Consider the following 24,755-nt stretch of genomic DNA (forward strand, 5'->3'; position numbering starts at 1 on the left):
GATCATGCCGCGATATCTCTGGCAGGTGAACTACACCGCGGACGGCGCACGCGGGTTGCTCACGGACGGCGGTACGTCCCGGCGCGACGCCATCGTCCGGATGGTCGAAAGTGTGGGCGGGACGGTCGATTCGGTGCACTTCGCGCTCGGTGGTCACGATCTGTACGTGCTCGGCGAGGTGCCCGACGAGATCGCGGCCGCGACACTCGAACTCCGCACCATCGCCTCCGGCGCCGCGCGCTCCACGCCGATCGCCCTGCTCACCCCCGAACAGGTCGACGAGGCCGCGCGCCGCGACGCGAGTTACCGGACGCCGGGGAGCCAGGACGGCTGACCGCTCGCCTCCCGCGACGCACTGCTGGGTATCGTCTGCTCATCCTGTTGCTTTCTCGAAGAAAGTGAATTCGTGATGAGTGTGCGCCCGGCCCAGCGCAGTGACCACCGACCGGCCCGCATCCACCCGGCATGGTGGGTCGCCGCGGTGGCCTTCCTCGCGTTGTTCGGCGCCGCCGGCTTCCGGGCGGCACCCGGCGCGCTCATGGTGCCGCTGCACGACGAGTTCGGCTGGTCGACGAGCGTCATGTCGCTCGCGGTCAGCATCAACCTCGTCCTGTTCGGACTCGTCGCACCGTTCGCCGCCGCCCTGATGGACCGGTTCGGCATGCGCCGGGTGATCTCGTCGGCGCTGTTCCTGGTGGCCCTCGGCGCCGGTGGCAGCGTCGCCATGACCGCCTCGTGGCAGTTGCTCGTGTTCTGGGGACTGCTCATCGGTACCGGCACGGGGTCGATGGCCCTGGTCCTGGCGGCGACCATCGCCGACCGGTGGTTCGTCGAGCGGCGCGGCCTGGTGATGGGCATCCTCACGGCCGGTTCCGCGACCGGCCAGCTGGTGATCCTCCCTCCCGTGGCCGCGCTCGCGGAGAACGTCGGTTGGCGGCAGGCCTCCCTCGTGATCGCCGCGGCGGCGCTCGTCGTCGTCCCGCTGGTGTGGGCGGTGATCCGCGATCATCCCGACGAGCGCGGCGTCCTGCCCTACGGGGCCGACCCCGAGACCTACATCGCGCCGGCACGGGCGACCGGTGGTGCCGTCGGCCGCGCTCTCGAAGGGCTGGTCTTCGCGGTGCGTCACCGGGCGTTCTGGGCCCTCGCGATCGCCTTCGCCATCTGCGGAGCCACCACCAACGGACTCGTCGGCATCCACTTCATCCCGTCGGCCCACGACCACGGCATGCCCACGACCACCGCGGCGAGCCTCATGGCCGCCGTGGGGATCTTCGACATCGTCGGCACCATCGCCTCCGGATGGCTGACCGACAAGTTCGACCCCCGCAAGCTGCTGGCCTTCTACTACACCTTCCGCGGCGTGGGTCTGCTCCTGCTGCCCTGGTTGCTGCAGGAGTCCGTGCACCCCAGCATGATCCTGTTCGTCGTGGTCTACGGCCTGGACTGGGTCGCCACCGTGCCGCCGACTGCGATGCTGTGCCGCCGGATCTTCGGCGACCGCGGAACCATCGTGTTCGGCTGGGTGTTCGCCTCCCACCAGATCGGTGCCGCGGCGGCCGCTTTCGGAGCCGGGGTCATCCGCGACAACCTCGGCACCTACACCTACGCGTGGTGGGCCGGAGCGTCCCTGTGCGCGGTCGCCGCGTCGCTGTCGATTCTCACCAGGGGCCGCGTCGCCACGACCGCACCGATGGGCCGCAACTGAGCGACGCGACCGCGTGCGGATCGTGACGACGCAGGACGCTATCCGGCTCGGAAGTCGCGTTCGCTACCGGCCCACTCGCGGGCCCACTCGCGCAGTTCCACGGCGCGGATCTTCGAGCCGTTGCCCCCGACCGTGGTGGGCATCCGTTCGATGACATGGATCGCCGTGGGCACCTTGAAGGCGGCGAGGGTCTCGCGGCACCAGGCCCGAAGGGTCACCGACGTCGTGTCCGCGGGTGCGTCGTCGGTGGGGACGACGAAACCGATCGCCTCCGTGTAGCCGCCGTCGCCGGTGATGCCGACGACCTTGGCCGTGGCCACGCCGGGATGCTCCGCCAGACGCGTCTCGATCTCGGCGGGGTCGACGAGGAAGCCGCGCAGGCGCAGGACGTCGCCCATCCGGCAGACGTAACGGAAACCCCCGTCGCCGAGGTCGACGGCGAGGTCGCCGCTGCGGAACCAACCGTCGGCCGTGAACGCGCACGCGGCGGCGTCGGGGTTGCCGAGATAGGCGTCGACGACGTTCGGGCCGCGGAACTGCAGTTCGCCCTGTTCGCCGGCCGGGAGGACCCGATCGTCGTAGGGATCGGCGACCCGCAGTTCGATCGCCGTGTCGACCGCGCGTCCGCCACCGTTCCAACGCACCGATTCCGGATCGTCGGCGTTCCACAGCATCGCGAGGGCGAAGACCTCGGACGAACCGAACACACCGGAGGTGTGGGTGCCGAATTCGTCGCGCAGCCATCGGGCGATCTCGTGGGAGCGGCCGAGGAAGTCGGCGATGCCGACCCAGCGCAATGACGACAGATCGACGCGTTCGCCGTCGTGCCAGGCGTCGTAGAGACGGCCGAACAGGTCGTCGGCGCCCACCGCGTGTGTGACCCCGACCTCCCGCATCCGGCGCAGGACCGCATCCGGATCGAAGACCGTCTCCATGAGCAGCGCTCCCCCACCGGCGAGCGCCGCCATCGCGGTACTGAAACCGAAGACACCCGAGACCGGGAGCACGCACAGCGCCACGTCGCCCTCGGCGACCTTCATGATCGCGGCGTCGGCGCGTCCGTGACGGACGACCGCGTTGCCGCGATGTGCGGCCAGCTTGGGCACGCCCGTGGAACCGGATGTCGTGAACGCCACCGCGATCCGATCCTCGGGATCGTCGTCGATCCCGGCCGGGGTGAGTGTCGCGGTGTCGGGGGTCTCGGGAGCGCTTGCGCCACGCGTGTCGCCGCTGCCGGCCGTCCACGCGCCTCCGCCGAGATCGAAGTCGGCCGGGGACGCCGAGGGGTTCGCCGGTCCGGGCACCACCGCAACCACCGGGGTGGACACATCGGGCACGGACGCCGCGGCCTCGGTGAGCCGACCGAACAGGTCGAGTCCGTGGAAGGCGGCCGGCACGGCCACGACGGCAGGTCGTGCTGCGGTGAGTATGTGCGCGACCTCACGGGTGTTGTAGCGGGTGTTGACACCGATGACGTGGGCACCGAGCGCGGAGGCCGCGAACTGCCACACGAGTGCGTCGGACCAGTTCGGCAACATCACCGCGATGCACTGGCCGGCGCGCAGGCCGATGCCGTCGAGTTCGCTGCGCACGGCCTCGACCCGGTCGCGGAACTCTCCGCGGCTGCGGGCCACCGCCACGTCGTCGACGATGTCGTAGGCGATCGGGGCATCCGGATTCGCGGCGACGAGCCCGTCGAGCAGTGCGGGCAGGGTGTCGGTGCGGGTGGTGGTCACAGCGCTGCCTCCTCGGGAACAGCGACCCGGCGCAGTTCACCGATCCAGGTGTCGGCGAGCGCGGCGAAGTCGTCGATCTCCTCCATCGGATAGTGCCCGATACCGGCCAGTGCCGTGAAGCGGGCGCGTCCGGGAAGTGCGTCGTTGATGGTGTCCGCTGCCCGGGCCACGGCGTCGGGGTCGATCCACGGGTCGTCGACGCCGGCGACGAGGTGGATCGGTGCGGTCACCCGGTCGAGGCGGTCGCGCACGTCGTGGGTTCCCCAGCCGATGAGGTCGGACGACGAGATCTCCGGGTCCTCCCGCTTGTGCATGAGCGCGATCGTGTGCGCCTTCACCTCCGGAACCGAACGTCCCACGGATGCAAGAGTTCCCAGATAGGTGCGCTCGGAGCGCGACGGTCCGGCGACGTCCTCGAGTTCGCGGCGCAGACCGGTGACGTTGACGCGGCCCGGGCCGGGCTCGGCTTCCATCGCCACGGCCCCGGACAGCGGACGGTCCGGGCGGGTCGCGAGTTCGAGTGTGAGCTTGCCCCCGATCGAGCAGCCCATGACGAACGGCCGGTCGATCCCGAGCGCGTCGAGCACCTCGCACAACCAGTCGCCGTAGGTGATCAGGCTCGTGACGGGGCCGCCGGGTGCCGGTTCGGAACGTCCGTGGCCGGGCAGGTCGGGGACGACCACCCGGTAGCCGCGGTCGGCGAGATCCCGGGCCGCGTGGCGCCACTGCACGCCGCTCTGGCCCGCAGTGTGGATACACAGGACGGTGGGCAGATCGGTCGCGTCGAGCGCGTTGCCGGATCGTGCGTCGGGAGTGACGATCTCGACGAAGCCGAGCGCTCCGCCGATCTCCAGGTAGCGGGCCTCGATCATGAGCGGGCCTTTCGGGCGAGGGCACGGACGTGCCCGATGATCGTGTTGAGCGGCTTGGTCAGGCGTAGGTATTCGTATCCGTCTCCGGTGGAGGAGAATTCGCCGCGGATGGCGCGGCGCATGAAGTCGTTCTCCTCGGACAGGACGAGATCGGTCCAGGCGTGGTCGGACGCGACGAAGGTGAACGTCGCGCCGTGCGGGGTGCGCCGGGTGACGTCGACGATCCGCCCCTTGTAGATGCGCAGGTGCAGTTCGATCTCGCCGCTGCGCAGTCCGATGGTGCCGTCCCAGGTGGACAGCGAGGAAGCAAAGTCCCGGTCTTCCGAGAGGCTCTCGGCGAGCAGTGCGCCCCAGGCGGGTGTGCAGAAGTCCAGTTCGGGAACCGTCGGCTGTTCGTCGTCGAAGGTCCATGTCTCGGTGCCGGATTCGCGTACCGTGCCGGCCTGGTCCACGAGCCGGACGTAGCGGCGCGCGGTCCGTCCGGACACGCGGGTGATCACGGTGTCCGCCGATACGACGTCCGATGCGGAGACCGGATCGTTTGCGTTCCAGTCGAATCCGGACGGTACGCCACCGGGAACGGACGGGACGAGCGAGGCGACGGCCAGGGCACCGAGGACGGGTGAGTTCGCCGGTGCCACCGTACCGGAGGCGGTCAGGACATCGGCCACGGTGCAGGGTTCCGAGGCGGTGCGGTCCCCGACGGTGAGCGGGCGGGTGACGGTGTGTGCGCTCATGCCTGCTCGGGCCTTCCCAGGAGTTCGTCGGATATGATGCGCATCTGGATCTCGCTGGTGCCCTCGAAGATCTTCGTCAGACGTGCGTCGCGCCAATGGCGTTCGACCTGGAAGTCGGTGGTGTATCCGGCGCCGCCGTGGATCTGCACGGCCTCGCTGGTGACCTGCTCGGCCATCTCGGTGGCGACGAGCTTGCACATCGACGCCTCGAGCGAGCACCGCCGGCCGGTGTCGATGTCGGTGGCGACCGAGTACATCAGCTGGCGTGCGGCCTCGATGTCGGCGGCCATCTTCGCGATCTTGAACCTCAGATGCTGGAAATCGCCGATGGGGCGGCCGAACTGGCGGCGGGTGTGCACGTACTCGATCGAGTCCTCGAGCGCGGCGCGGGCGAGGCCGATGGCGCGGGCGGCGGTGTGGGCACGGCCCACCTCGAGGCCGGAGACGGCGAGGTAGAAGCCCTTGCCCTCCTCGCCGAGCATCTTGTCGGCCGGGATGCGGAAGTTGTCGAACGACAGTTCCCAGGTGCTCCACCCGAAGTAGCCGATCTTGCGGACCTTGGTACCCGAGATGCCCTCGGGAAACACGCCGCGTTCCTTCTCGACGAGGAAGGCGCTGATGCCGCGATGCGGCTTGGCCGGGTCCTTGTTCGGGTCGGTGCGGGCGAAGAGCACGAGGTAGTCGGCCTCGTCGGCGTAGGTGCACCACATCTTGGTGCCGTTGACGACCCAGTCGTCGCCGTCGCGCACGGCGCGGCACGAGATGTTCGCGACGTCGGAGCCGGCCTCGGCCTCCGACAGGGCGTACGCGCCGAGGTACTCACCGCGCGCGACCTTGGGCAGCAGTGCCGCCTCCTGCTCGGGGGTGAATCCACCGCCCATGCCGTTGCCGCGGGCGAGCAGACCCGACACGCTCATCCATGCCCGCGACAGTTCCTCGGCCACGAGGCAGTACTCGAAGACGCCGAGCCCGAGACCGCCATGTTCCTCGGGGATCATGATCCCGAAGAAGCCGATCTCGGCCATCTCCTTCTTGAGGGAGTCGGGGATGGCGCCCTGGACCGGGTCGAGTTCGTTGGCGACGGGCAGCACCTTCGTCATCGCGAAGTCACGGGCGAGGTCGCGGATCGCGAGGCGTTCCTCGGTGAGATAGCGCGGGGAATCGGTGCGCGGCTGCGAGGGGCGGTGGGTCATGGGAGGTGCACTCCTTCGATGGACCGGAGTAGGTCATTAACGCTTGTTCACCCAGTACAGCACGGCACCCATGACCCGTCAACGGTTCAGCGCGAATATCCGACCAGATTGAGCGCGTATCCGGCGAAATCGTCGGCGACCTCCTGTGCCGAGAGGGGTCCGCTCTCCCGGAACCAGAGGGGGATGCCGGCGCACATCGTCAGCACCGCGGTGACCCCTTGATGCACTCGTTCGATCGTGAAAAGTCCCTGCTCCACACCGTCTTCCGCGATATCGACGAAGAGTTGTTCCTGCGCGTCGCGTGAGCCCACCACGCGCTTGCGGTCGAGCGGGCCGAGATACCGCAGTTCCGAATTCGCCACCAGGCAGGCCCGCGGATTCCGCGCGGTGTACAGCGCGTGGGCCGCGACCGCCGCGCGCCACCGCTCGGCCGGATCGTCACCGACCTTGCGCAGCGCGTTGCGGGTCGCCGTGAACTGCTCGTCACTCGCGCGGCGGAGAATTTCCACGAGCAGTTCCGACTTGTTCTCGAAGTGGTTGTAGACGTTGGCAGCGCTGCAACCTGCGGCGTTGGCGATATTGCGCATCGTCGCCCCGTGGAATCCGCACTCGTAGAACTCGTCGAGCGCGGTCTCGAGAATCCGTTCCCGAATGGACGAGGACGCTCCGTTCGACCGGCTGTTCATCCCTGCACAGTAGGCACACATCGCGCCGACCAGCAAGAACCTTCCCGTTGACGGGCATGCGCACGCTTGTTATGGTCCAGCTCACATGAACGGACGTTAATAAAACGCACAACGGAGGATCTGCTGTGTCCAGTCCCCATCCCGGACCGTCCCTGCTCGACCGCATCACCCACCTCGAAGACCTCGAGGCGATCCGGAAGCTCGATGCGCAGTACTGCCGCCACCTCGACGACGGCAACTGGGACGCGCTCATGGAGCTGTTCACCGATGACGGCGAGTTCGACGGCCTGTCCCACCCGCAAGGAAAGGAGGAGATGCGCACCTTCTTCGCGGGACTCGCCGACGGCGGCCTGACCTCCTTCTGGCACTTCATCACGAACCTCGAGATCGACCTCGACGGTGACCGCGCCACCGTGCGCTCGTTCCTGTGGCAGCCGTGCGTCACCGACGGCACCCCCGCGATCGCGGCCGGTCGCTACAACGACGAGGTCGTCAAGGTCGACGGCCGCTGGCTCTACAAGGTCAAGCAGGTGCGTTTCCACTTCTTCGGACCGCTCGAGGCCGGGTGGGACGAGAACCTCTTCGCGCTCGACAGCGCCCGCGGCGCGGCGGTGCGGGCATGACCGACACCGTGAACGGCGTCCCCACCTCGTCCCCGGAGGACGAGCTCGTCTGGACGCGGATGCTCCGTCTTCCCGAGATCGCCGAGTTGCGTCGCCGACGCGCCCGCGTGACCAACACGCTCGGTGGCATTACCGTCGTGCTGTTCACGTCCTTCCTCGTCGCCTTCATCGGGTTCCCCGACCAACTCGGCGCCACCGTCGTCCTCGGCATCCCGCTGTCGCTGTGGGTGGTGTTCTCCCAGTTCGCCGGAACCTGGGTGCTGGTCTGGGCGTACTTCCGTCTCTCCCGCACCTACATCGGCCCCGCCGTCGACGACGCCGTGGTGGCCGTCGAACGGAACCGTCCCGCATCCGAGGAGGTCGCATCATGACCGGTGACGCCGATTATCTCGCCATCGCGATCTGCAGCGCCGTCATCTCCCTGACCCTATGGGTGACCTTCGCTGCATCCCGGCGCGCGAAGAGCGCCGACGGATTCTTCGCCGCAGGTCGCTCGATCTCGAGTTGGCAGAACGGATTCGCCATCGCGGGCGAATTCATCTCCGCCGGCAGCTTCCTCGGCACCACCGGTCTGATCTTCTCCAAGGGCGTCGACGGCACCGTCATCCTGTTCACGTCCGTCATCTCGTTCCTGCCGGTGCTGTTCCTCCTCGCGGAGAAGATGCGCAATCTCGGCAAGTACACCCTCGCCGACGTCCTCGTCTTCCGCACCGACTCGCGGAACGTGCGGGTCGCGGTCGCGCTGAGCACGATCGCCACCGGCACCTTCGTGCTGCTCGCCCAGCTCGTCGCCGCGGGTGTGCTCCTCGAATCCGTCTCGGGCATCCCGTTCTGGCTGTCGGTGGTGGTCGCCGGATCGCTCATGGGCATCTACGTCTTCGTGGGGGGCATGCTCGCCACCACCTGGGTGCAGGTCATCAAGTCGACGATCCTGTCGGTGCTCGCGATCATCGTGTGCTTCGGCATCCTGGCGCAGTTCGGGTTCGCATTCCCGAAGGTCCTCGACGCGGCAACCGACAACGCCGTCGCGGGCGACGCGATCCTGTCCCCCGGCCTGATCTTCGGCCAGACCAGCGCGATCAACCTCGTCTCCTACGCGCTCGCGTTCGCCCTGGGCACCGCCGGAATGGCGCACATCCTCATCCGGTTCTTCACCGTCCCCGAGGCCACGACGGCACGTCGCTCGCTCGGCTGGACCGTCGCGCTGTGCAGCCTGTTCTATCTGATCGTCATCGTGATGGGCTTCGGCGCCGCGGCCGTGCTCGGACCGAACGGCACCGATCTCGTCGGGCCCGGTGGCAACCTTGCGGCACCCGTCCTCGTCACCGAACTCGGTGGCGGAGCCGGCACGGTCGGTGGGTCCATCGCGCTCGCACTCGTCGCCGCGGTCGCCTTCGCGTCCATCGTCGCAGTGGTCGCCGGTGTCGTGATCTCCGCGGCCGGCACCTTCGCCCGCGACGTGTGGCCGGCGGTCACGCGGAAGGAACCGATCGAGAATCTCGACGCGGACGAGCAGGCCCGGGAGGACCAGGCCCAGGCCCGCATCGCCCGGTACGGGGCCGTGTCCTTCAGCGTCCTCGCCATCGGCCTGGCCATGCTCATCGGCGACGACACCAACATCACCTTCTTCATGGGCATGGCGTTCATGGTGGCCGGCAGTGCGCATCTGCCCGCTCTCGTGCTGAGCCTGAACTGGCGGCGCTTCAACGCCACCGGCGCGGTCTGGGGTGTGCTCACCGGTCTCGTCTCGACGGTCGTGAGCCTGATGTTCACCGAGGCCCTGTGGATGGGCAGCGGCCCCGCTCCCCTGACCATCCAGCTCCCGGTGATCGTCACCATGCCGCTCGGCATTGCCGCGTGCGTGATCGGATCGATCGTCGGCGAGAAGCGTCGGGGACGAGGCCGCCTCGAGGACGAAAAGTTCGCGGAGATGCTGGTGCGCGCGGAGACCGGCATCGGCGCGGAGGTCGCCGCCACGCACTGATCCGTCAGCGATATTTCGGGTTCGCGACCTTCAGCCGGTTCGCGGCCAACCCCCTGACCACCTCGGCGACCTGCGGGTCGTCGAGGTGATCTCGTCCTGCACGCACACCGAGGGCGAGTTCGGCTTCGGAGCGGTAGCCGAGCCCGGCGAGCCGCACCCGATAGGTCTCCCGCACCGCCGGGGCGAAGAGGGCCTCCCGTACGGCGATGCCGAGAACGTGCGCCGCCACCCGGCTGCGGTAGCGGGTCTTCGCATCGGCGCCCGCCCCGACCTCCAGGACGAACTCGCGCACTGCCCCGAGCAGCTCCTCGACGGGCGGTGCTCCCAGGAACTGTGGGGTGGCGGGCGGAGTCTCCGTCTCGTCGTGGGGAGGGACGTCGAGCAGGTCCAGCAGGTCGTGTTCGCACTCGGCGACGCGCCGGCCGATGGCGAGCAGTTCGAGGGTGTTGTCGCCTCCCGTCGCCGCTGCGGCGGCCTGCATCCGGCAGATCACCGCCCACCGCAGCGAGCCGTAGACCTCCCACCAGTGGAGGACCTCGGGGTCGGGACTCTCGCCCGATTCGTCGGCGTACCCGCGGAACAGGTCGTCGCGGGAACCGAATCCGCCCACCGGATGCGGCGAACCGAAACGCCAGGTCCGGGTGCACAGCCACCCGAGGTCCTCCATCGGGTCACCGACGTGCGCCAGTTCCCAATCGAGCACCCCGCGCACGCCCTCCGCGTCGACGAGGAGGTTCCCGTTGCGGAAGTCGCCGTGCACGAACGCTTTCCCGGTCGCCGGTGGACGGTTGCGGAGGAGCCACGCGAACGCGGCCTCGAGCGTCGGCACGGGGTTGCCGTTGGTGAGGTACTCGTCGAACAGGGAGGTCAGCGGGTCGTGTTCGGGCAGGTTCGGTACGGCCTCGATGTCCATGCGGTGGATCCGGGCGAGGATGCGTCCGAGTTCGTAGGGCAGTGCGGCGCGGACCTCGGCCAGATTCTCGTCGCGCAACAACTTCTGCGGCAGTGCCTCGCCGGGCACCTTCGACATCACGAGGTAGGCGCCGATCCCGGGGTGCGGTTCGTCGCCGCTGCGGTCGATCACGTCGGGCACGGGCACGCCGATGCGGGCGGCCTCGTCGAAGGACGCCGCTTCCATTGCGATCCTGCGTGCGTCCTCGCGTCCTGGCGGGTCGCGGCGCAGGATCAACTCCCGGGTGTCGCCGGTGGCCGACACCGCGGTGATCGCCCAGGTCTCGCGGCTCGCACCACCGGTGAGCCGTTCGATGCGCCGCAGCGTCCAACTGCCGTCGAGTACCGACGAAAGACGCTTCGTCAGTTCGTCTTTCAATTCACCGCTGACGCCACCCACCGCGACCTCCCCTGTTCGGTTTCCTGCGGTGGATACTCCCACGGTGATCCGCGGTGTGCGAGTACTTCGGCCGTGGAGGGTCAGGCCGCGAACCCCACCGCGCCGATCACCGGGATGATCGTCATGAAGACGATGGCGAGCGCGAACAGCGTGATCGTGATCTTCTTGTCCCAGCGTGATCGCGTCCCCGTCGCGGCGAGCATGAAGAAGACGAACCCCACGCAGATGGATCCGATACCGATGACGACGGGTGTTTCCAGCATGCCTCCATCATCACCCATCGCGGGTCGGCGCTTCGGGGTCGGTCATCTGTCGGCCGCCGGCTGGAACAGTTCGATCGGATTGCCGGCGGGGTCGGCGAGCAGGATCTGACGACCGCCCGGACCGGTCACCACATCGCTTCGGAGTTCTATGCCGGCACCACGCAGGCGAGCGATCTCGGCGTCGAGGTCGTCGACGACGAGGTGGATCCGGTTACGGCCCGGACCGACGAACTCCTCGGGGGTGGCGCGGGCCCCGGAACTCGCCGGCCCGGACAGCAGCAGCCGCAGCGAACCCCTGATCACATCGGCGAAAGCGGGCGCGGGGTGGGTGAGCACGGTGAAGTCGAGATAACGGGTGTAGAAGGCGACGGCCGCGGGCACGTCGTCGACGAGGTATCGGACGCTGACGTATCCGTCGGTAGTGGTCATCGGTTGCTCCTGGTCATGTTGTGACGGCATGGGTCTCGCACAGATATCGGATGCGGGTGTCGATCTCGGCCGCGATGACACGGAAGGCCGGATAGGTCTCTTCGTCGGCACCGCCGGCCGCCGCCGGGTCGGGGATACTCCAGTGGATCCGGCGAGTCTCGCCGTCGAATTCGGGGCATACCTCGCGGGCCTTGTCGCACAAGGTGATCACCGTGCCGAACCGGCGGCCGGCGAGGCTGTCGAGGTGGCGGGGATGTCGGTCGGCGATGTCGATCCCGAATTCTTCTCGCAGCACCCGCACCGTGTTCGGGTGCATGTTCCGTTTCGGGCAGGTGCCTGCGCTGGTCGTGTCGACGGTCCCGCCGGTGCGCTGCCGGAGCAGAGCTTCCGCGATTGCGGAGCGCGCACTGTTGCCTGTGCACACGAACAGCACCGGTGAGGGCGTCTCGGATGTGAACGTCACAGGCGGGCGGTTGCACCCCAACCCCAGATGCAGTGCGGCACCTACGCCGGCCAGCATCTCGGTGCACCGGTCGAGGTCGAGGTGGTAGTAGCTGTCGCGGCCGTCGAAGCTGCTGCGGGAAACCCGCACCAGCCCGCCGTCGCGGAGCAGGCGGAGGTGATAGGAGACGAGGTTCTGCGGCTCCCCGACCAGTGACACCATCTCCCGGACCCGATAGTCGCCGCCGGACAGCGCCGCGAGCAGCTGCCACCGCACCGGGTGGGCGGCCAACTGCACGAAGGCCGGGACAGGTTGACGCACCGACTTCATCACCCGATGATAGCATCAGATACATCAAATCATTTTGATTCAATTTGGATGCGCGCGAAGGAGCCGTGATGTCGGAGACGACAGGGACGGGCACGCCCGAGGGGTTACAACGGCGCCTCGGGGCGGCCGACGCAGTCGTGATCGGCCTCGGATCGATGCTCGGGGCGGGGATCTTCGTGGCACTGGCGCCCGCAGCCGGAGCTGCGGGGTCGGGCCTGCTGATCGGGCTCGCGGTGGCGGCAATCGTGGCGTACTGCAATGCGTCCTCGTCGGGACGGCTGGCGGCACGGTACCCGGTCTCCGGTGGCACATATGTGTACGGACGCGAACGGCTCGGCGAGTTCTGGGGATATCTGGCAGGCTGGTGTTTCGTGGTCGGCAAGACCGCCTCGTGCGCGGCCATGGCGTTGACCGTCGGCCTCTACATTTGGCCCGAGCAGGCGCACGCGGTTGCGGTCGCCGCCGTCGTGTTGCTCACGGCGGTGAACTATCGCGGTGTCCAGAAGTCGGCACTGGCGACCCGGATCATCGTGGCGATCGTGCTGGCTGTACTCGCCGCGGTGGTTGTCGCAGGGTCTACCTCCGGCTCCACCGAGGTGGCCCGACTCGGGTTCGGCACCGACATCACCGTGGGCGGGGTGCTGCAGGCGGGCGGGTTGTTGTTCTTCGCCTTCGCCGGGTACGCGCGGATCGCCACCCTCGGCGAGGAGGTACGCGAACCGGCGCGCACGATACCGCGCGCGATCTCGATGGCACTGGGCGTCACCCTGCTCGTCTATCTGGCGGTCGCTTCGGTCGCGCTGCTGGTACTGGGCCCTCGCACGCTGGCCGAAGCGACTGCACCGTTGTCGAGTGTGGTGACCGCGGCCGGGGTCGAGTGGTTGGAGCCGGTGGTGCGCGCCGGGGCCGTCGTTGCCGCTCTGGGTTCACTGCTCGCCCTGGTGCTGGGAGTGTCGCGCACCACCTTCGCGATGGCACGGGACCGGCATCTGCCGCACGCGCTGACCGCGGTGCACCCCCGGTTCGCGGTGCCACATCGAGCCGAACTCGCTGTCGGAGTGATCGTCGCGGTCGTCGCCGCAACCGCAGATGTCCGTGCCGCGATCGGATTCTCGTCGTTCGGGGTGCTGGTCTACTACGCCGTCGCCAACGCCTCCGCCTGGACGCTTCCGGGCGGGCGACGCGGGCGCATCATCGCTTCACTCGGGCTGGCCGGATGCCTGACCCTGGCGTTCACGCTGCCCGGCTCATCGGTGCTCACCGGTACGGCCGTGATCGCAGTGGGCGCGCTGATCTACGCCACACGTCGGCGCTTCAGGTCCCAGCCGGAACCGGTTGAACCGCAACGGTAGATCCGTCAGAAATGAGATGCCCATCGGCCTACCGCCGGTCGGAGGTAGCGCCACTGTCGGGCCGAAACGCGCCGTGGGAGGTCATCGGCACGTAGTGCTGCAGGATCACCGCCGCGGCCGGTCCGTCGCCCGGTCGGTCGGCGCGCAGGACGAGAAGCCTGCTGCCCCTGCGCGCAGGCTGGTGTTCGAGCGTCAGCGATCAGCCGCCGCCGTCGGCGTCGCTGCCGGTGCGAACAGAGGTTCACAGACGGTGGTGCCGGCCTCGGCCGTGTACCGGTTCGTCGTGCCCGTACGGTGATCGATCATGGTGACCGAGTCGGGATCCCCTCCCGGGACCGATGCCGACGCGGTGTAGCTGTAGCGATGCTCGGTGGTGGCGAACCGCGGGTCGAGTCGAGGGAATTCGCATCCGTGATCGTCGAGCGCGGTGGCGGTGATGCGGCGGGCCCTGCGGTCGACGGTCAGCCGAGTGAGCGTGCCGCCGAAGGCCGGTCCGGCATCGCCCCGATAGTTGCGCAGGTGACCGTTCTACCCTTCCCAGCCGCCGGCCGGATCGTGCGCGACGAGTTCGACGACGGTGCGATCGCCGGCCTCGTGGGCGTTGGTGACGTGAAAGTGGAACAGCGCGTCGTGTTCGAAGGTCGCCGGTTCACCACCGTCCCGCGACACCAGGACGATGGTGGTGCCGAGTTCCGGTCGGTACGACAACGCATCGTCGAAGGGCGCAACCCCAGTGCAACCGGGACGGGATTCCGAACCAGCAGGGTCCCAGCACGAACACCATGTGCCGATCGGTCAGCGCGAAGTCGTGGACGAATCCGAGCTCGGGAATCGGGATCGTCGCGGGCCCGTGCAGCCGACCACCACGGTCCAACCATCTATCGCCGGTACGCATCGAAGGGCCATCTGCTGGGCGTCATCGTGAATCACGAGCTCGACACTCTCGAACAACTTGTCCTCGGTCGCCTGCGATTCGCCGACGAACCGTGGCTCATCCGCTCCGAAAGTGCAGCACACTGGTCGACATCGTCACCGAGCGGGCACTGAAGCACATCACCGGCCCACCCCTGGCTGCGCACCTCGGGCCGACCCCGGAGACAGCAGTGGAATTCATGGTGGGCGTGGTCTTCAGCCAGTTGCTCTCCCCCGCCCGGCACATGACCCACGCCGACGTCGCCGCGTATGTCACGAACGCGATCTACCGTCCTGACTCACGCGGATCAGCGGTTGAGCTGCGTGATCCGTCCGGTCAGCAGCGTGGCGAACGCCGTCCACGCCGAGTACGGAGCCAGCGCGGCACCCGCAGCCGGATTCGCCTCGGCCGTCCGGCGCGTCAGATCCGCGGTACTGGCGGCGAGTAGGGCGGCGACCACAGTGGCAGGCATCAACCGATGCCACTTGAAGAACACCCACGACCACGACGCGTTGAGAACGAGATTCGTAGCCAGAGCCGCGATGTAGTTGCGACGACCCGCATAGTCGTCGGCGTCGGTGTACTCGTCGATCGCGACGGCCGAGGTGACAGCGATATCGGCATACAGCGCCGTCCAGACGATCGGGAACGCCGCGACCGGAGGCTGGAAACCGGGCTTACGCAACTTGCGGTACCACCGGGAGTTCGTGTCCTGGGAGGCGATCGATCCGACGATCGCGGTGGTCGTGGTGGCAGCGGCGGTCGCGAGAACGGTACTGAGTCTCATGTCTGTCGGCTCCTGTGGATGACGGTTGATCGTCGGCTACCCGAGCCGAAGGCGCACGAAACGGACACCTCGGTAGGGTGGCGGGCCGGGAGGTCGACATGAGTGGATTGCAGCAGGTCGGTGACGGGGTCTGGGCGTTCGTGCGCACCCCCGGCGGTTGGGGTGAGGCCAACACCGGGTTGGTCGTCGCACCGGGAACGGCGTCGCTGGTCGTCGACACCGCATGGGACGTCGCATGGGCGCAGCGCATCGCCGAGGCGCAGGCACCGCTGGTCGCCGATGCTCCGATCACCGACGCGGTGAACACCCACAGCGACGGTGACCACTGGTGGGGCAACGACACGCTGCCGCCCGACGCGCGGATCACCACCAGCGCCGCCGCACTGGACGGGATGCGCGAGGATCTTCCACCGCGCGCCCTCACCGTGCTGGCCGGCACGGGCTCCCTGATCCGGCGCGTCCCCGGCCCCATCGGTGCGGCCGGTGCCTACATGGCGCGGGTCCGCGGCGTGCCCGATTCCCGCGCCGCACCCCGCGGATGCCCGACACGACCTTCGCGACCGCCACCTCACTGGACATCGGTGGTCGCACGATCGAACTCGAGCAACTCGGACCGTGCCACACGGCCGGCGACCTCGTCGTCCGCGTGGCCGATGCCGGGGTCGTCTTCACCGGCGACCTGCTGTTCATCGGGTCGACGCCGATCCTGTGGCACGGCCCGCTCGACAACTGGTTGTCGGCGCTCGATCGGCTGCTCGGCTGGGACGCCGACGTGTACGTACCCGGGCACGGGCCGACCTGTGGTGCGGCGGAGATCCGAGCACTGCGCGACTACTGGCTGTGGCTATGCGCGGGTGTCGACGACCAGACAGGACCTCGACCGACAGATCGACGCACTCACCACAGCGGGGGTGGACCCGCAGCGCATCTACGTCGACAAGAAATCCGGGGCCACCACCGACAGACCGGGCCTGGTGGCGCTGCTTGAGTACGCCCGCGACGGGGACATCATCGTGGTGCACACCCTCGACCGATTGGGCCGCACCGTGCGGGACACGCTGAACCTGATCCACGACCTGCGCGAGCGCGGGGTCGGGGTACGTAACCTCGCCGATCCGATCCGGATCGACTCGTCGGATACGGACGATCCGATGGCGCAGTTGGCGGTGGTGCTGCTGGCGCTGTTCGGGCAGATGGAACGCACCTACAGTCTCGAGCGGGCCGCGCACGCTCGGGCGGTGGCCACGGCGCAAGGACGCCGGATCGGCCGGCCCTCGGTGGTGTCCGAAGCGCAACTGGCCTACGCCATCCAGCTTCGGGACGGCGGCGCCACGGTCGCAGAGATCGTCGCGAAGACCGGGTTGACCCGTTCGACCCTCTACCGGCACCTGCCTGCGCGACCGGCCGATCCGGTCACCGCCGCTCCCGATTCCGCCCGCCCACACCCCGACGGTTTCGGCCGAGCCCGATACGGCAGCCGGATCCGGGGACCGGCTCGAGTGCCCGACCTGCGGGTACCGGCCGGAAACGCGCCGCGAGATGATTCCGCATCTCGACGATCTCGACACCGTCTGGCTGCATCTCGACCCCGGCGGGCAGGTGCGTGAGTGTCGGCATTGTGCGCACTGTCAGCCCCACGAGCAGGTCGTGGCGGTCAGTTGCACGCGCTGCGGGGTGGGGCCGCTGATCAGCGGCATCGACGTCGGAGGGGAGCTGCCTGCTGCGGTTCTGCGGTGGCTCGAAAAGCGAGGCTGGGCCACCGGCACGAATCCGGTGTGCAGTCTCCACTCCTGACCGGTCGTGTCGTCGGTGAGTTCGGCCGGTAGGCGAGCGAGCCGGAGCGTGGCTACTCCACCCCGGTGGGCATGTGCTGCCGGTGCTGGATTGCGTGTTCGGCAACGGTCCGATCGGCCTGTGGAAACCGCCGTCAGTGTTCCCGATCCGGGAAGAGCTGGTTTGTGGTCGCGCACTTCGGGGTGGACTGTCCACCAGAAAACGATGTTGCACTTGTAAGTGAAATCGGGTTACGGTCGGTGCAGACAGCAGGGAGGTCCGAGACGATGAACGCGGTGATCGACAGTGGCGTCGGGAAGACGACCCTGACGGTGACATCCGATCAGGTGGCGCAGGCCGGGGCGTTCGACCCCACAGCTCTGCGGTCGGTGGTACCGGCTGAGCTGGCAGGGGTTCTCGCTGAGGTGGTGAGGATCGTCGCCGCCGGTGGCACGGTGACGATTGGGTCGATGCCGCAGGAGCTGACCACTACGTCGGCGGCGGATCTGCTCGGCATCTCGCGGCCGACGTTGATGAAACTGGTCCGGGATGGTCAGATCGTTGCGCACAAGGTCGGCACCCACACCCGACTGAACACCTCCGATGTTCTCGCCTACCGGGATCGGCTGCGTGAGCGGCAACGGGCGGCGCTGCAGCAGTTGCGTGACTTCGAAGAGGCGGAGGGCCTGGACTACTGACGGTCCGAGACCGGTGGTGTGACAGGGTGGTCGGTGCCGGCGCCTATTGTCACTCGGGTGAGTTCACGAGTTCCGAACGTGCTGCCGGACGCGAACGTGCTGTATTCGCGGACGCTGCGGGACTGGATCTGCCTGTTGGCCACCAGGTCCGGTCCGCCGCTGTTCCACCTGCGCTGGACCGAGGACATCTTGGCGGAGTTGGTCTACCACCTGCGGAAGAACCACCCGCACTTCTCCGATCGTCAGATCGGGGGAGTGCGGGACAAGATCGTCGACATCGTCGCCGAACACGGCCGGATCGCCGGATACGAGATCGACCCGGACCTCGCGTACACCGACGAGTACGACGCGCATCTGCATGCCGCCGCAGAGCATGGTGGTGTCCAGTACGTCCTGACCAATGATCGCGGATTCCACGACTTCGCCGCGGCCAACGACGAGCGCCTCGACTACGAGGTGTACACCCCGGACGACTTCCTGATGCTCGTCCACCGGGACGCGATCGCCACGGTCCGCGAAGCGTTGCTCGACCAGATCGGGTACTACCGCCGGCTCGGCAGGCCGTTCAACCTCGCCGCCCGTCTCGAGGCCGCTCAGGCCCCGAAATTCGCTGCCGCGATCCGCGAGATGATGCAGGCACCTGCCGTTGCTCGGGCCCTCACCCAAACACCCGAGGACGATTGAGGGGGACGACATCCCGTTGCTGTGTGGAAGAGATGTCGGTGTGCCCCGATAGCGTAAGAACATCTAGTGGTGACATCGATGTGATTCGCCTACATGTTGTGGCGGTCGGGTCAAGGTTCCGCGGGATACGCGTCGACAGCAAAGCCCCGACCGTCGGGGTGAGCCGACAGGCCAGGGCCTGCACAAGATTGGAGCCTTGTTAGGTCACGGTAACGCACTGCACCAGGCACTACCCCAGATGGGGTGAACTCCGGTGGGAACGGTGCGTCGGCTCGTTTTGGCTGTCAGTCGCACGCTCTCTTGAGGAGGGAGCAACGCCATGAGCAAGAACCCCAGCAACCACGGCAAGGCATGGACCAGCAAACACGATCAGCAGTTGCGTCGGCTCGCCGATCAGAACACCCCGACCCGCGTGATGGGACTCAAGCTCGGACGCACCGAGGATGCCGTCCGTACGCATGCATCCGATCTCGGCGTCAGCCTGAAGCCGACCAACCAGTCGCCGTACAACAGGCGGAGCAAGTGATGTTCGAGAAGCAACCCGACTACCCTTGCGCGGTCACCAACAGCAGTTCGGCAGACCCGACTGCCATCGAGCGCGCCTTCCGTTGGGTGCGCCAGCGCAAGCAGCCGGGGCAGAAGATCCTGTTGTGGACTCCGCAGAAGAGCAACATCCGCAACGATCGCCAGGTGGAGGCCATCTCACGCCATCCAGACGTCCTCGTCGGGACGTCCCGGGGTCGGTTCTCCTCGGGCTGGTACGAGGGCCCGGTACTCGGAATGTGGCAGGACACCGAGGACCTGGCCAAAATGCCGATCGGTAGGCCGACAGCCATGTGCATCGTGCCGTGGGTGCCCGAGCGCCTTGCCGGGTGGGTGCGGGCCGTTGACGCGGAGATCCTCGGCGACGGCCGCGACTGGCAGTTGACCACTTCTGCGGGTCAGGGTCTCGACCCGGTCGTTGTTCGAGGGATGGAGAGCATCACACTGCTCATCAACCACAGCAACACGATCAAGGCCGGCTACGAGAAGCGCGATGTCGTCAGCGCGCTGCTCGCGCTGCACGATGCGGGATACGAGCTTCCTGCGGAAGCGATTCAGTCCTGGGCGCTGGGCCACGGTTGGCGCGCACAGAACGCCAACCACCTGGCCGACTACTGCGCCCAGATCAACCGCGGAAGCCGACCTCGGTTCACCGGCGCTGGCGCCCTGCGCCCCGACATCGTCGCTCTCTGGCGCGACGAGGTTGCCTGACACCAGGTCGCATTGCCCCCTGTAGGTGTAGATCCGGCCCTGCGATTGGTTCTCGCAGGGCCGGATCTACTTCTCATGGGGGTCTTCTCCGGATTAACTCCGTAGGGGCCCCGAGCGGTTCCGGGACACCCGGCCGGCCACCGCCGCCCGCCGGCGCGACCTGGGTGCGGCGTTCAGTGGCTGCACTCGTGTGCGGGGGCGCACCGGCCGATCATCTCGATGAGAGTTGGCTTCTGCCTGGAGATGAGACCCCAACCGAGTGTGTGCTGTTGACGATCCTTGAGCAGGACACTCAAGAGCACGCCGGAGAGGACAGTCACCTGCGGTGATGCTTGGTTTTCGGTCCTGGTTACCCGTGCTGCATGCCGGTCCGGTGTGGCTATTCCCTACCGGGCCGCGTGGCGTCGTCGAGGGGTCAGGGGGTGATGACGGCGCGGGCGGTAGCGGCCACGGCGGGGTGGCGGCCGGTGGGCCGACCGCCACGGGTGGTGCCGGCGAGGATGTCGAACACCTCGAGGGTGGGATTGACGACCGCGGCAGGAGTAAGAGAGCTCCTGCCCTGGCTGCGCCAGCCCAGTGCCTGCAGCAGGGCGGCGATCTCGGTGTGCCAGTGCTCGGCAGGCGCCCCGCCGGCGATCACCGCGGCGGTGATCCAGCCGGCCTGCCGGTCGAAGTCGGTCCTGCCCACCGGTAGCCGGGAGATCAGGTGCTGCCACAACGCCAGGGGCCGGTGGCGGTATCGGCGGGCCACGGCCGTCGGGGCCAGGCGCCCTGTGCGCACCCCGATCAGGCCGAGGGTGCGCGCGCTGGCCCGCAACCGGGCCACCGGGACGGTCAGGTCTTCACGATTGGCGGCGCCGATCCACCATCCGGTCACGCCGGTCCGTTCGGCGAGGTGCCCGACCAGCGCCGGGGGCAGGTAGCCGGCAGCGGTCAGCTGCACCCCGTCACCGATCGCCTCGAGCAACAGCAGATACGGCTCGAGCAGCTGCGCGGCCTCCGCCTCGCCGACCTCGATCACCGCCCCGGTGGTGGCGTGTTCCAGCAGGAGGGTCAACGCCGGATCGCCGTGGAGTTCGAGTCGGGTGCGCAGGGCGGCGAGCTCGGCGGGCACCGCAACCGGTGGGGTGATCGCCGCGGCGATCGCGGCGGTGGCCTCGGCGGGATCGAACCGGTCCGGATGCCAGTCGAGCGGCAGCCAGTCGCGGGCATCGTCGGCGGTGTCGAACGGCGCCGGGACCGCCACCGGATCGCAGCCTCCGCGCACCCAGGCCGCCAGGTCCGCATAGCCCCAGATGCCGCCGCAGTCCTCCGGTGGGCAGGCATTGCGGCCGGTGGTGCAACGCACCGTGGTGGGGGGTTCGTCGAGGACCGCTTCGACCTGCACCACGTGAGCCCATCCGTCACCGAAGTCGTAGTCGTACCAGAGGCGATCACCGGATTCGGTGAGCAGCTGATCGAGCCGCACGGTGTCCTCAAGGATCCCGTCCTCGCCGTCCTCGACGTCGAAGGCGGTCACGAAATAGGGGGCGCGGGAGTCGTTGCCGGTGCGGAAGCGATGCAGATGGCAGTCGAGCCAGCCCATCGCGGCCTGGAGCACCGTGTGCAGCCGGTCGAGGGTCAGATCCCCGGGCAGCTCGAGCCGCCGCCACACCGGCGGCTTGGCGCCGAGCAAATCCACCCGCACCCGCACACCCCGGACCCGATCCGGTACCTGACCGACCACCGGTTCCGGTGTGCGCAGCAACTCGTCGAGCCAGTCCCGGGCGCTGCCGGCGCGCAACGCCTCCACCATCGCCTGTTGTTCCTGCGGGCTCAGCGCGGCGATCAGCTCGTCGGCGCGCCGGCGTGCATCATCCGAAGCCGTCACGATCCCCAGTGAACCACCGGCCGGGCACCTCTCCACGCATAGGCCCGACGACGCCGTGCCGACAGGCACCGCCCCATCCCGGTGCCGGCCCCGCCACGGCGGCGGGGCCCGACCGGGCCGGGCCGGGGCTTTCACCCGGTTTCCAGCACGCCGATGGGATCGTCGAGCAGCGCCTCGGCCCGTGCCTCGATGTCGTCGAACAGATCGGACAGATCGTCGAGGCTCTCATGGTCACGGCGCCGGGCGGCGACACCACGGTCGTAGTAGCCGGGATCGAGGTTGATCTCCGGCTCGACGCAGGCGTCGATGGCACCCTGTGGCGAGACGGGCAGCGCCCTGCGCACCGGGGCGCGGCCGGACAGGTGCGCCCGCACCAGCATCGACACCGCCTGCGGAGTCATCGACTGCGCGTGCGGGAGGTGTCCCCAGCGGTCGATCGGACACAGCAGCGGCTGGCGGGCCTGCTCCGCATCGAACGGATCGGTGACGATCGCGGTCGGGTTGGTGAGGTGATGGCGCAGCAGGTGCGTGCCCGGGTACTGGTCGAGAAACGCCTGAATCTCTGCCCACCGCCGGTAGATCCCAACCGCGGGATTGTCCCCGGCCTCGGGATCCGGTGCGATCGGGAAGCGTTCACCAGCGCGGGTCGTGACCACCAGGGTGTTCCCGTCGAGGCGGAGGTCGCGGCGGCGCAGGCGGGTGATGTCGGTGAAGGTCATCCCGGTCGCGGCAAGAACCAGCAGGAGGGCGTCGCGACGGCCGAACAGTCCGCTCGGCCAGCCCTCGGTGGGTAGCTCATGCGCTCGCTGTATCAGAAGGCATCCGAGCCGATCGAGGCGTTGAGCACGAGCGGCGTCGAGGTGCCGGCGCACCGTCTCGGTCCGCCCCGGGGCCGGGTAGCCGTGCCGGGTATGGACGGCATTGATCGCCGAGAGTCGGCGTCGCTGGGTCGCCGCCACGGCGGGGTGTTCGTGCAGGAACAGCGCGAGCGTGTCAGGACTGGCCGGAATCGGCGACCGATCGGCGGCAGCGCACCAGTCCGTAAACAGGGCCCAGTCGTGGCGGTACCGCGCCGGGACCCGCAGCCCACGCTCCGTGTCGTGGATGTCGTCGGGTCGCCGCGGGGAGGTGTCGGTGCTGGTCATCGCTCACAGCCCCAGATTGGTGACAGCGTTGCCCAAGAGGGGTGCGTGTTCGCGGGCGTAGACCTCGAGCATGGCGGGGGTGGTGTGCCCGGTCTGGCGCATGATCGCGTGCGCGGAGGCGCCGTTGCGGAAGGCCTGGGTGACGAACCCGGCCCGCAGCGAATGCCCCCCGAGCTGCTTCACGATCTCGGGGTCGTAGCCGGCCGACTCGGCGCGGCGGCGGATCGCGTGGTGCACCGCCGCCCCCGACAAGGCGGTGTCGGAGAGGTTGCCGTTCTTACGGATCGCCCGCAGCAGCGGCGCCCCCGAGGTGGTGCGGGGGCGGGTGCCGCGGCACACGTGCGCGTCGAACGGCTCCGCACCCCGCAGCAGCCGGATCACCGCGGGCCGGCCACCCGCATCGTGGGCGGCGATCACCTGGGCCCACCGCAGCCACGCGCACGGCGGGCAGCTGGTGTGGCTGTGGGTGAAGGTCAGGGCCCGGACGGTGCCGCGGCCCTCCTGGTCGGTCTTCGACTTGCGGAGTTTGATGTGCAGGCCGTCGAGCCGGTGCAGGGACACGTCGCTGCAGTTCAGGGCGACGAGTTCGCTGCGGCGGAACGCCCCGGCGAAGCCGAGCAGCAGGAGGGCGGTGTCGCGGCGTTCGACCACCTCGTCCGCCCAGCCCTGGCAGTCGGCGCGGGCCTTGTCGACGATCGCCACGATGTCGGCGGTGAGCAGCGGCGCCCGCGGGCTGCGCGGCCGCTCCCCCGTGGTGGCGTAACCGCGGCGGATGCCGGACATGGTCGCTTTTACCAGGTCGTCGCCGGTGGGAGTCGGGTGCCCGCTCTGGCGGTGGTGGTGGGCGATCGCGGCGAGGCGATGCGCCAGGGTCGCCGGGGCGTAGGCCCGCTCCCCCGCCTCGGTGACGGTGTCGGCGCAGGCGACGAGGTAGGCAGCGACGGTGACCGGGTGCGCCGGCACCGCGGTGTGGCCCTCGCGCGCGCACCAGGTGGTGAAGGCCCGCCACGCGGAGGCGTAGGTGCGGCGGGTCCCGGCGGCCCGCGCCGACGCCACCGACTCCGCGATCCGGGAGGCAGTCGTCGCCGTGATGTCCGGCAGCGCGGGTGTCAGGTCCCGTCTGGTGTGGCGAGGCTGATCCTCGTTGAACTGCGGCTCGCCATTCGGGGTCCGTGCTGCCATCTGTAATTGATTCCCGTCTGAAGTGGCGGATTTCTGGTCGGGGGGGGTGGGTTCGTGCGCGTGGCGGTCCTGGCTGTGGCTTCGGTAGGTGAATCTGTAGGTGTCTCGGTGCTGGGCTTGGTGCTGGTCGCCCCTGCGGCGTAGTAGCGGGTGTCGACCAGCCGATCCCCATGACGACCTGCGGAAGCGACTGCCACGGCAGCCTCCGCCGGTCACCGGACAACATCACGAACTCCACCTTGAAACAGGAATTACCCCAGGCACTCGCATCGTCTCGGAGCTCAGAAGCAGCAGTCGGCACCGAACATCTTCGCCACTTCAGGTGGGAACCCGCCACCGACCCGCCACTTCTCATGGGAATCCGCCACTTCGATCGGGACCCGACAGCGGGCCCCGCCGGGGTCCCGGGTACCGCGAGCTGGCCTCCGTCGGCGGGTTTCGGCTGGTGCTCCACGGGTGGGAACAGTACCGGACGGCTCCGACAGAGTCTCTGCGCGGGAAAGCACGCTCACCTCGGGGTTCTCGGCGATAGCTGCGTAAATGACAATTAGCGCACCACCACACGTGTTTGACATAAGCAGCCAAACTCCAGCGCTCATCCCCGACCCAGTCCTTCCCTCCGGAAGTAGAGCGTCTCAACTCTTGGGACTGCTGCACGATCCGGTGACAGATTCGGTCACGCAGCCTGTGTGGCTGGTGTGGTCATGATGGTCTCGAACTCGACAGGCGTCAATCTGCCGAGC

General features: G+C 68.5%; 24 protein-coding genes and 3 pseudogenes. 13 read left to right on the forward strand and 14 right to left on the reverse strand.

Translation table 11 applies throughout. The annotated features are described in order from the left end of the window. Positions 1–4: 4 nt before the first annotated feature. On the forward strand, positions 5–334 hold the full coding sequence (locus tag ACQR3U_RS20780; RefSeq protein ID WP_006553126.1) for a GYD domain-containing protein: 330 nt from the start codon (positions 5–7) through the stop codon (positions 332–334). Positions 335–409: 75 nt separating this feature from the next. Further along, on the forward strand, positions 410–1,708 hold the full coding sequence (locus ACQR3U_RS20785) for an MFS transporter (RefSeq protein WP_019288841.1): 1,299 nt from the start codon (positions 410–412) through the stop codon (positions 1,706–1,708). A 38-nt stretch (positions 1,709–1,746) separates the two neighbouring features. Here ACQR3U_RS20785 and ACQR3U_RS20790 read toward each other — a convergent pair whose 3' ends face one another. The 5 genes from ACQR3U_RS20790 to ACQR3U_RS20810 all read right to left on the reverse strand — a co-directional run bounded on the left by ACQR3U_RS20790 (position 1,747) and on the right by ACQR3U_RS20810 (position 6,932). Further along, the gene (locus ACQR3U_RS20790) at positions 1,747–3,444 is read right to left on the reverse strand and encodes an AMP-binding protein (protein ID WP_230811273.1); all 1,698 of its coding nucleotides are present in this window, start codon (positions 3,442–3,444) and stop codon (positions 1,747–1,749) included. Beyond that, positions 3,441–4,316 (reverse strand): alpha/beta fold hydrolase, encoded by an 876-nt coding sequence (locus ACQR3U_RS20795; protein ID WP_024102387.1) that lies wholly within the window; start codon positions 4,314–4,316, stop codon positions 3,441–3,443. The genes ACQR3U_RS20790 and ACQR3U_RS20795 overlap by 4 nt, the downstream gene beginning before the upstream one ends. Next, complete coding sequence (locus ACQR3U_RS20800) at positions 4,313–5,053, reverse strand: hypothetical protein (protein WP_230811272.1); 741 nt, start codon at positions 5,051–5,053, stop codon at positions 4,313–4,315. Before ACQR3U_RS20800 ends, ACQR3U_RS20795 begins: the two co-directional genes overlap by 4 nt. Next, entirely contained in the window at positions 5,050–6,246 is a 1,197-nt protein-coding gene (locus tag ACQR3U_RS20805; protein ID WP_006553121.1) for an acyl-CoA dehydrogenase family protein, read from the reverse strand. The genes ACQR3U_RS20800 and ACQR3U_RS20805 overlap by 4 nt, the downstream gene beginning before the upstream one ends. A gap of 86 nt (positions 6,247–6,332) precedes the next feature. After that, entirely contained in the window at positions 6,333–6,932 is a 600-nt protein-coding gene (locus ACQR3U_RS20810) for a TetR family transcriptional regulator (RefSeq protein WP_033097487.1), read from the reverse strand. 125 nt (positions 6,933–7,057) lie between these two features. Here ACQR3U_RS20810 and ACQR3U_RS20815 point away from each other — a divergent pair, with 125 nt between their 5' ends. From ACQR3U_RS20815 to ACQR3U_RS20825, 3 genes are read left to right on the forward strand one after another with little or no spacing between them, the layout of a single operon-like run. After that, complete coding sequence (locus ACQR3U_RS20815; protein ID WP_006553119.1) at positions 7,058–7,555, forward strand: nuclear transport factor 2 family protein; 498 nt, start codon at positions 7,058–7,060, stop codon at positions 7,553–7,555. Next, positions 7,552–7,926 carry a DUF485 domain-containing protein gene (locus ACQR3U_RS20820; protein WP_006553118.1) on the forward strand — a complete coding sequence of 125 codons (375 nt, stop codon included), beginning with the start codon at positions 7,552–7,554 and terminating at the stop codon, positions 7,924–7,926. Before ACQR3U_RS20815 ends, ACQR3U_RS20820 begins: the two co-directional genes overlap by 4 nt. After that, a complete protein-coding gene (locus ACQR3U_RS20825) occupies positions 7,923–9,539 on the forward strand; it encodes a solute symporter family protein (RefSeq protein WP_016692584.1) in 1,617 nt (538 codons plus the stop codon). Before ACQR3U_RS20820 ends, ACQR3U_RS20825 begins: the two co-directional genes overlap by 4 nt. Before the next feature lie 4 nt (positions 9,540–9,543). On the opposite strand, the gene ACQR3U_RS20830 is transcribed toward ACQR3U_RS20825, so the two are convergent. The 4 genes from ACQR3U_RS20830 to ACQR3U_RS20845 form a co-directional block, all read right to left on the reverse strand. Then, positions 9,544–10,890, reverse strand: coding sequence for a phosphotransferase family protein (locus tag ACQR3U_RS20830; RefSeq protein ID WP_230811271.1), 1,347 nt, complete (start codon positions 10,888–10,890; stop codon positions 9,544–9,546). A gap of 80 nt (positions 10,891–10,970) precedes the next feature. Further along, positions 10,971–11,153, reverse strand: a complete 183-nt coding sequence (locus ACQR3U_RS20835; protein ID WP_006553115.1) for a hypothetical protein — start codon at positions 11,151–11,153, stop codon at positions 10,971–10,973. 42 nt (positions 11,154–11,195) lie between these two features. Next, positions 11,196–11,582, reverse strand: coding sequence for a VOC family protein (locus ACQR3U_RS20840; protein ID WP_230811270.1), 387 nt, complete (start codon positions 11,580–11,582; stop codon positions 11,196–11,198). Between the two features lie 13 nt (positions 11,583–11,595). After that, positions 11,596–12,354: an ArsR family transcriptional regulator gene (locus ACQR3U_RS20845; protein WP_230811269.1), complete on the reverse strand. Its 759-nt coding sequence runs from the start codon at positions 12,352–12,354 to the stop codon at positions 11,596–11,598. 68 nt (positions 12,355–12,422) lie between these two features. On the opposite strand from ACQR3U_RS20845, the gene ACQR3U_RS20850 reads away from it, so the two are divergent. Then, positions 12,423–13,706 (forward strand): APC family permease, encoded by a 1,284-nt coding sequence (locus ACQR3U_RS20850; protein WP_230811268.1) that lies wholly within the window; start codon positions 12,423–12,425, stop codon positions 13,704–13,706. A gap of 192 nt (positions 13,707–13,898) precedes the next feature. Here ACQR3U_RS20850 and ACQR3U_RS20855 read toward each other — a convergent pair. Together ACQR3U_RS20855 and ACQR3U_RS20860 are read right to left on the reverse strand one after the other, a co-directional pair. Next, positions 13,899–14,414: pseudogene (locus ACQR3U_RS20855) on the reverse strand (carotenoid oxygenase family protein). A 512-nt stretch (positions 14,415–14,926) separates the two neighbouring features. Then, complete coding sequence (locus ACQR3U_RS20860) at positions 14,927–15,406, reverse strand: TspO/MBR family protein (RefSeq protein WP_033097491.1); 480 nt, start codon at positions 15,404–15,406, stop codon at positions 14,927–14,929. A gap of 77 nt (positions 15,407–15,483) precedes the next feature. Here ACQR3U_RS20860 and ACQR3U_RS20865 point away from each other — a divergent pair. The 7 genes and pseudogenes from ACQR3U_RS20865 to ACQR3U_RS20895 all read left to right on the forward strand — a co-directional run. Beyond that, positions 15,484–16,257, forward strand: a pseudogene (locus ACQR3U_RS20865) (MBL fold metallo-hydrolase); the annotation flags it as partial. A gap of 51 nt (positions 16,258–16,308) precedes the next feature. Further along, positions 16,309–16,605: pseudogene (locus ACQR3U_RS20870) on the forward strand (recombinase family protein); the annotation flags it as partial. Further along, the gene (locus tag ACQR3U_RS20875) at positions 16,600–17,013 is read left to right on the forward strand and encodes a helix-turn-helix domain-containing protein (protein WP_269065980.1); all 414 of its coding nucleotides are present in this window, start codon (positions 16,600–16,602) and stop codon (positions 17,011–17,013) included. The pseudogene ACQR3U_RS20870 and the gene ACQR3U_RS20875, both read left to right, overlap by 6 nt. 453 nt (positions 17,014–17,466) lie before the next feature. Next, the gene (locus ACQR3U_RS20880) at positions 17,467–17,877 is read left to right on the forward strand and encodes a helix-turn-helix domain-containing protein (protein WP_064066409.1); all 411 of its coding nucleotides are present in this window, start codon (positions 17,467–17,469) and stop codon (positions 17,875–17,877) included. A 57-nt stretch (positions 17,878–17,934) separates the two neighbouring features. Further along, positions 17,935–18,561 (forward strand): PIN domain-containing protein, encoded by a 627-nt coding sequence (locus ACQR3U_RS20885; RefSeq protein WP_230811266.1) that lies wholly within the window; start codon positions 17,935–17,937, stop codon positions 18,559–18,561. Positions 18,562–18,880: 319 nt separating this feature from the next. Beyond that, entirely contained in the window at positions 18,881–19,087 is a 207-nt protein-coding gene (locus ACQR3U_RS20890; RefSeq protein WP_230811265.1) for a hypothetical protein, read from the forward strand. Beyond that, positions 19,087–19,815 carry a hypothetical protein gene (locus ACQR3U_RS20895; RefSeq protein ID WP_064066380.1) on the forward strand — a complete coding sequence of 243 codons (729 nt, stop codon included), beginning with the start codon at positions 19,087–19,089 and terminating at the stop codon, positions 19,813–19,815. Before ACQR3U_RS20890 ends, ACQR3U_RS20895 begins: the two co-directional genes overlap by 1 nt. Positions 19,816–20,230: 415 nt before the next feature. Here ACQR3U_RS20895 and ACQR3U_RS20900 read toward each other — a convergent pair whose 3' ends face one another. From ACQR3U_RS20900 to ACQR3U_RS20910, 3 genes are all read right to left on the reverse strand, one after another. Beyond that, positions 20,231–21,685: a plasmid pRiA4b ORF-3 family protein gene (locus tag ACQR3U_RS20900; RefSeq protein WP_064066381.1), complete on the reverse strand. Its 1,455-nt coding sequence runs from the start codon at positions 21,683–21,685 to the stop codon at positions 20,231–20,233. Between the two features lie 131 nt (positions 21,686–21,816). Next, positions 21,817–22,830, reverse strand: coding sequence for a hypothetical protein (locus tag ACQR3U_RS20905; protein WP_230811264.1), 1,014 nt, complete (start codon positions 22,828–22,830; stop codon positions 21,817–21,819). Between the two features lie 3 nt (positions 22,831–22,833). After that, positions 22,834–24,012 carry a site-specific integrase gene (locus ACQR3U_RS20910; protein ID WP_230811263.1) on the reverse strand — a complete coding sequence of 393 codons (1,179 nt, stop codon included), beginning with the start codon at positions 24,010–24,012 and terminating at the stop codon, positions 22,834–22,836. Positions 24,013–24,755: the final 743 nt, after the last annotated feature.

The organism is Rhodococcus sp. IEGM1339 (genome assembly GCF_050321925.1).
In the GTDB taxonomy this organism is placed as follows: Bacteria; Actinomycetota; Actinomycetes; order Mycobacteriales; family Mycobacteriaceae; genus Rhodococcus; species Rhodococcus pyridinivorans.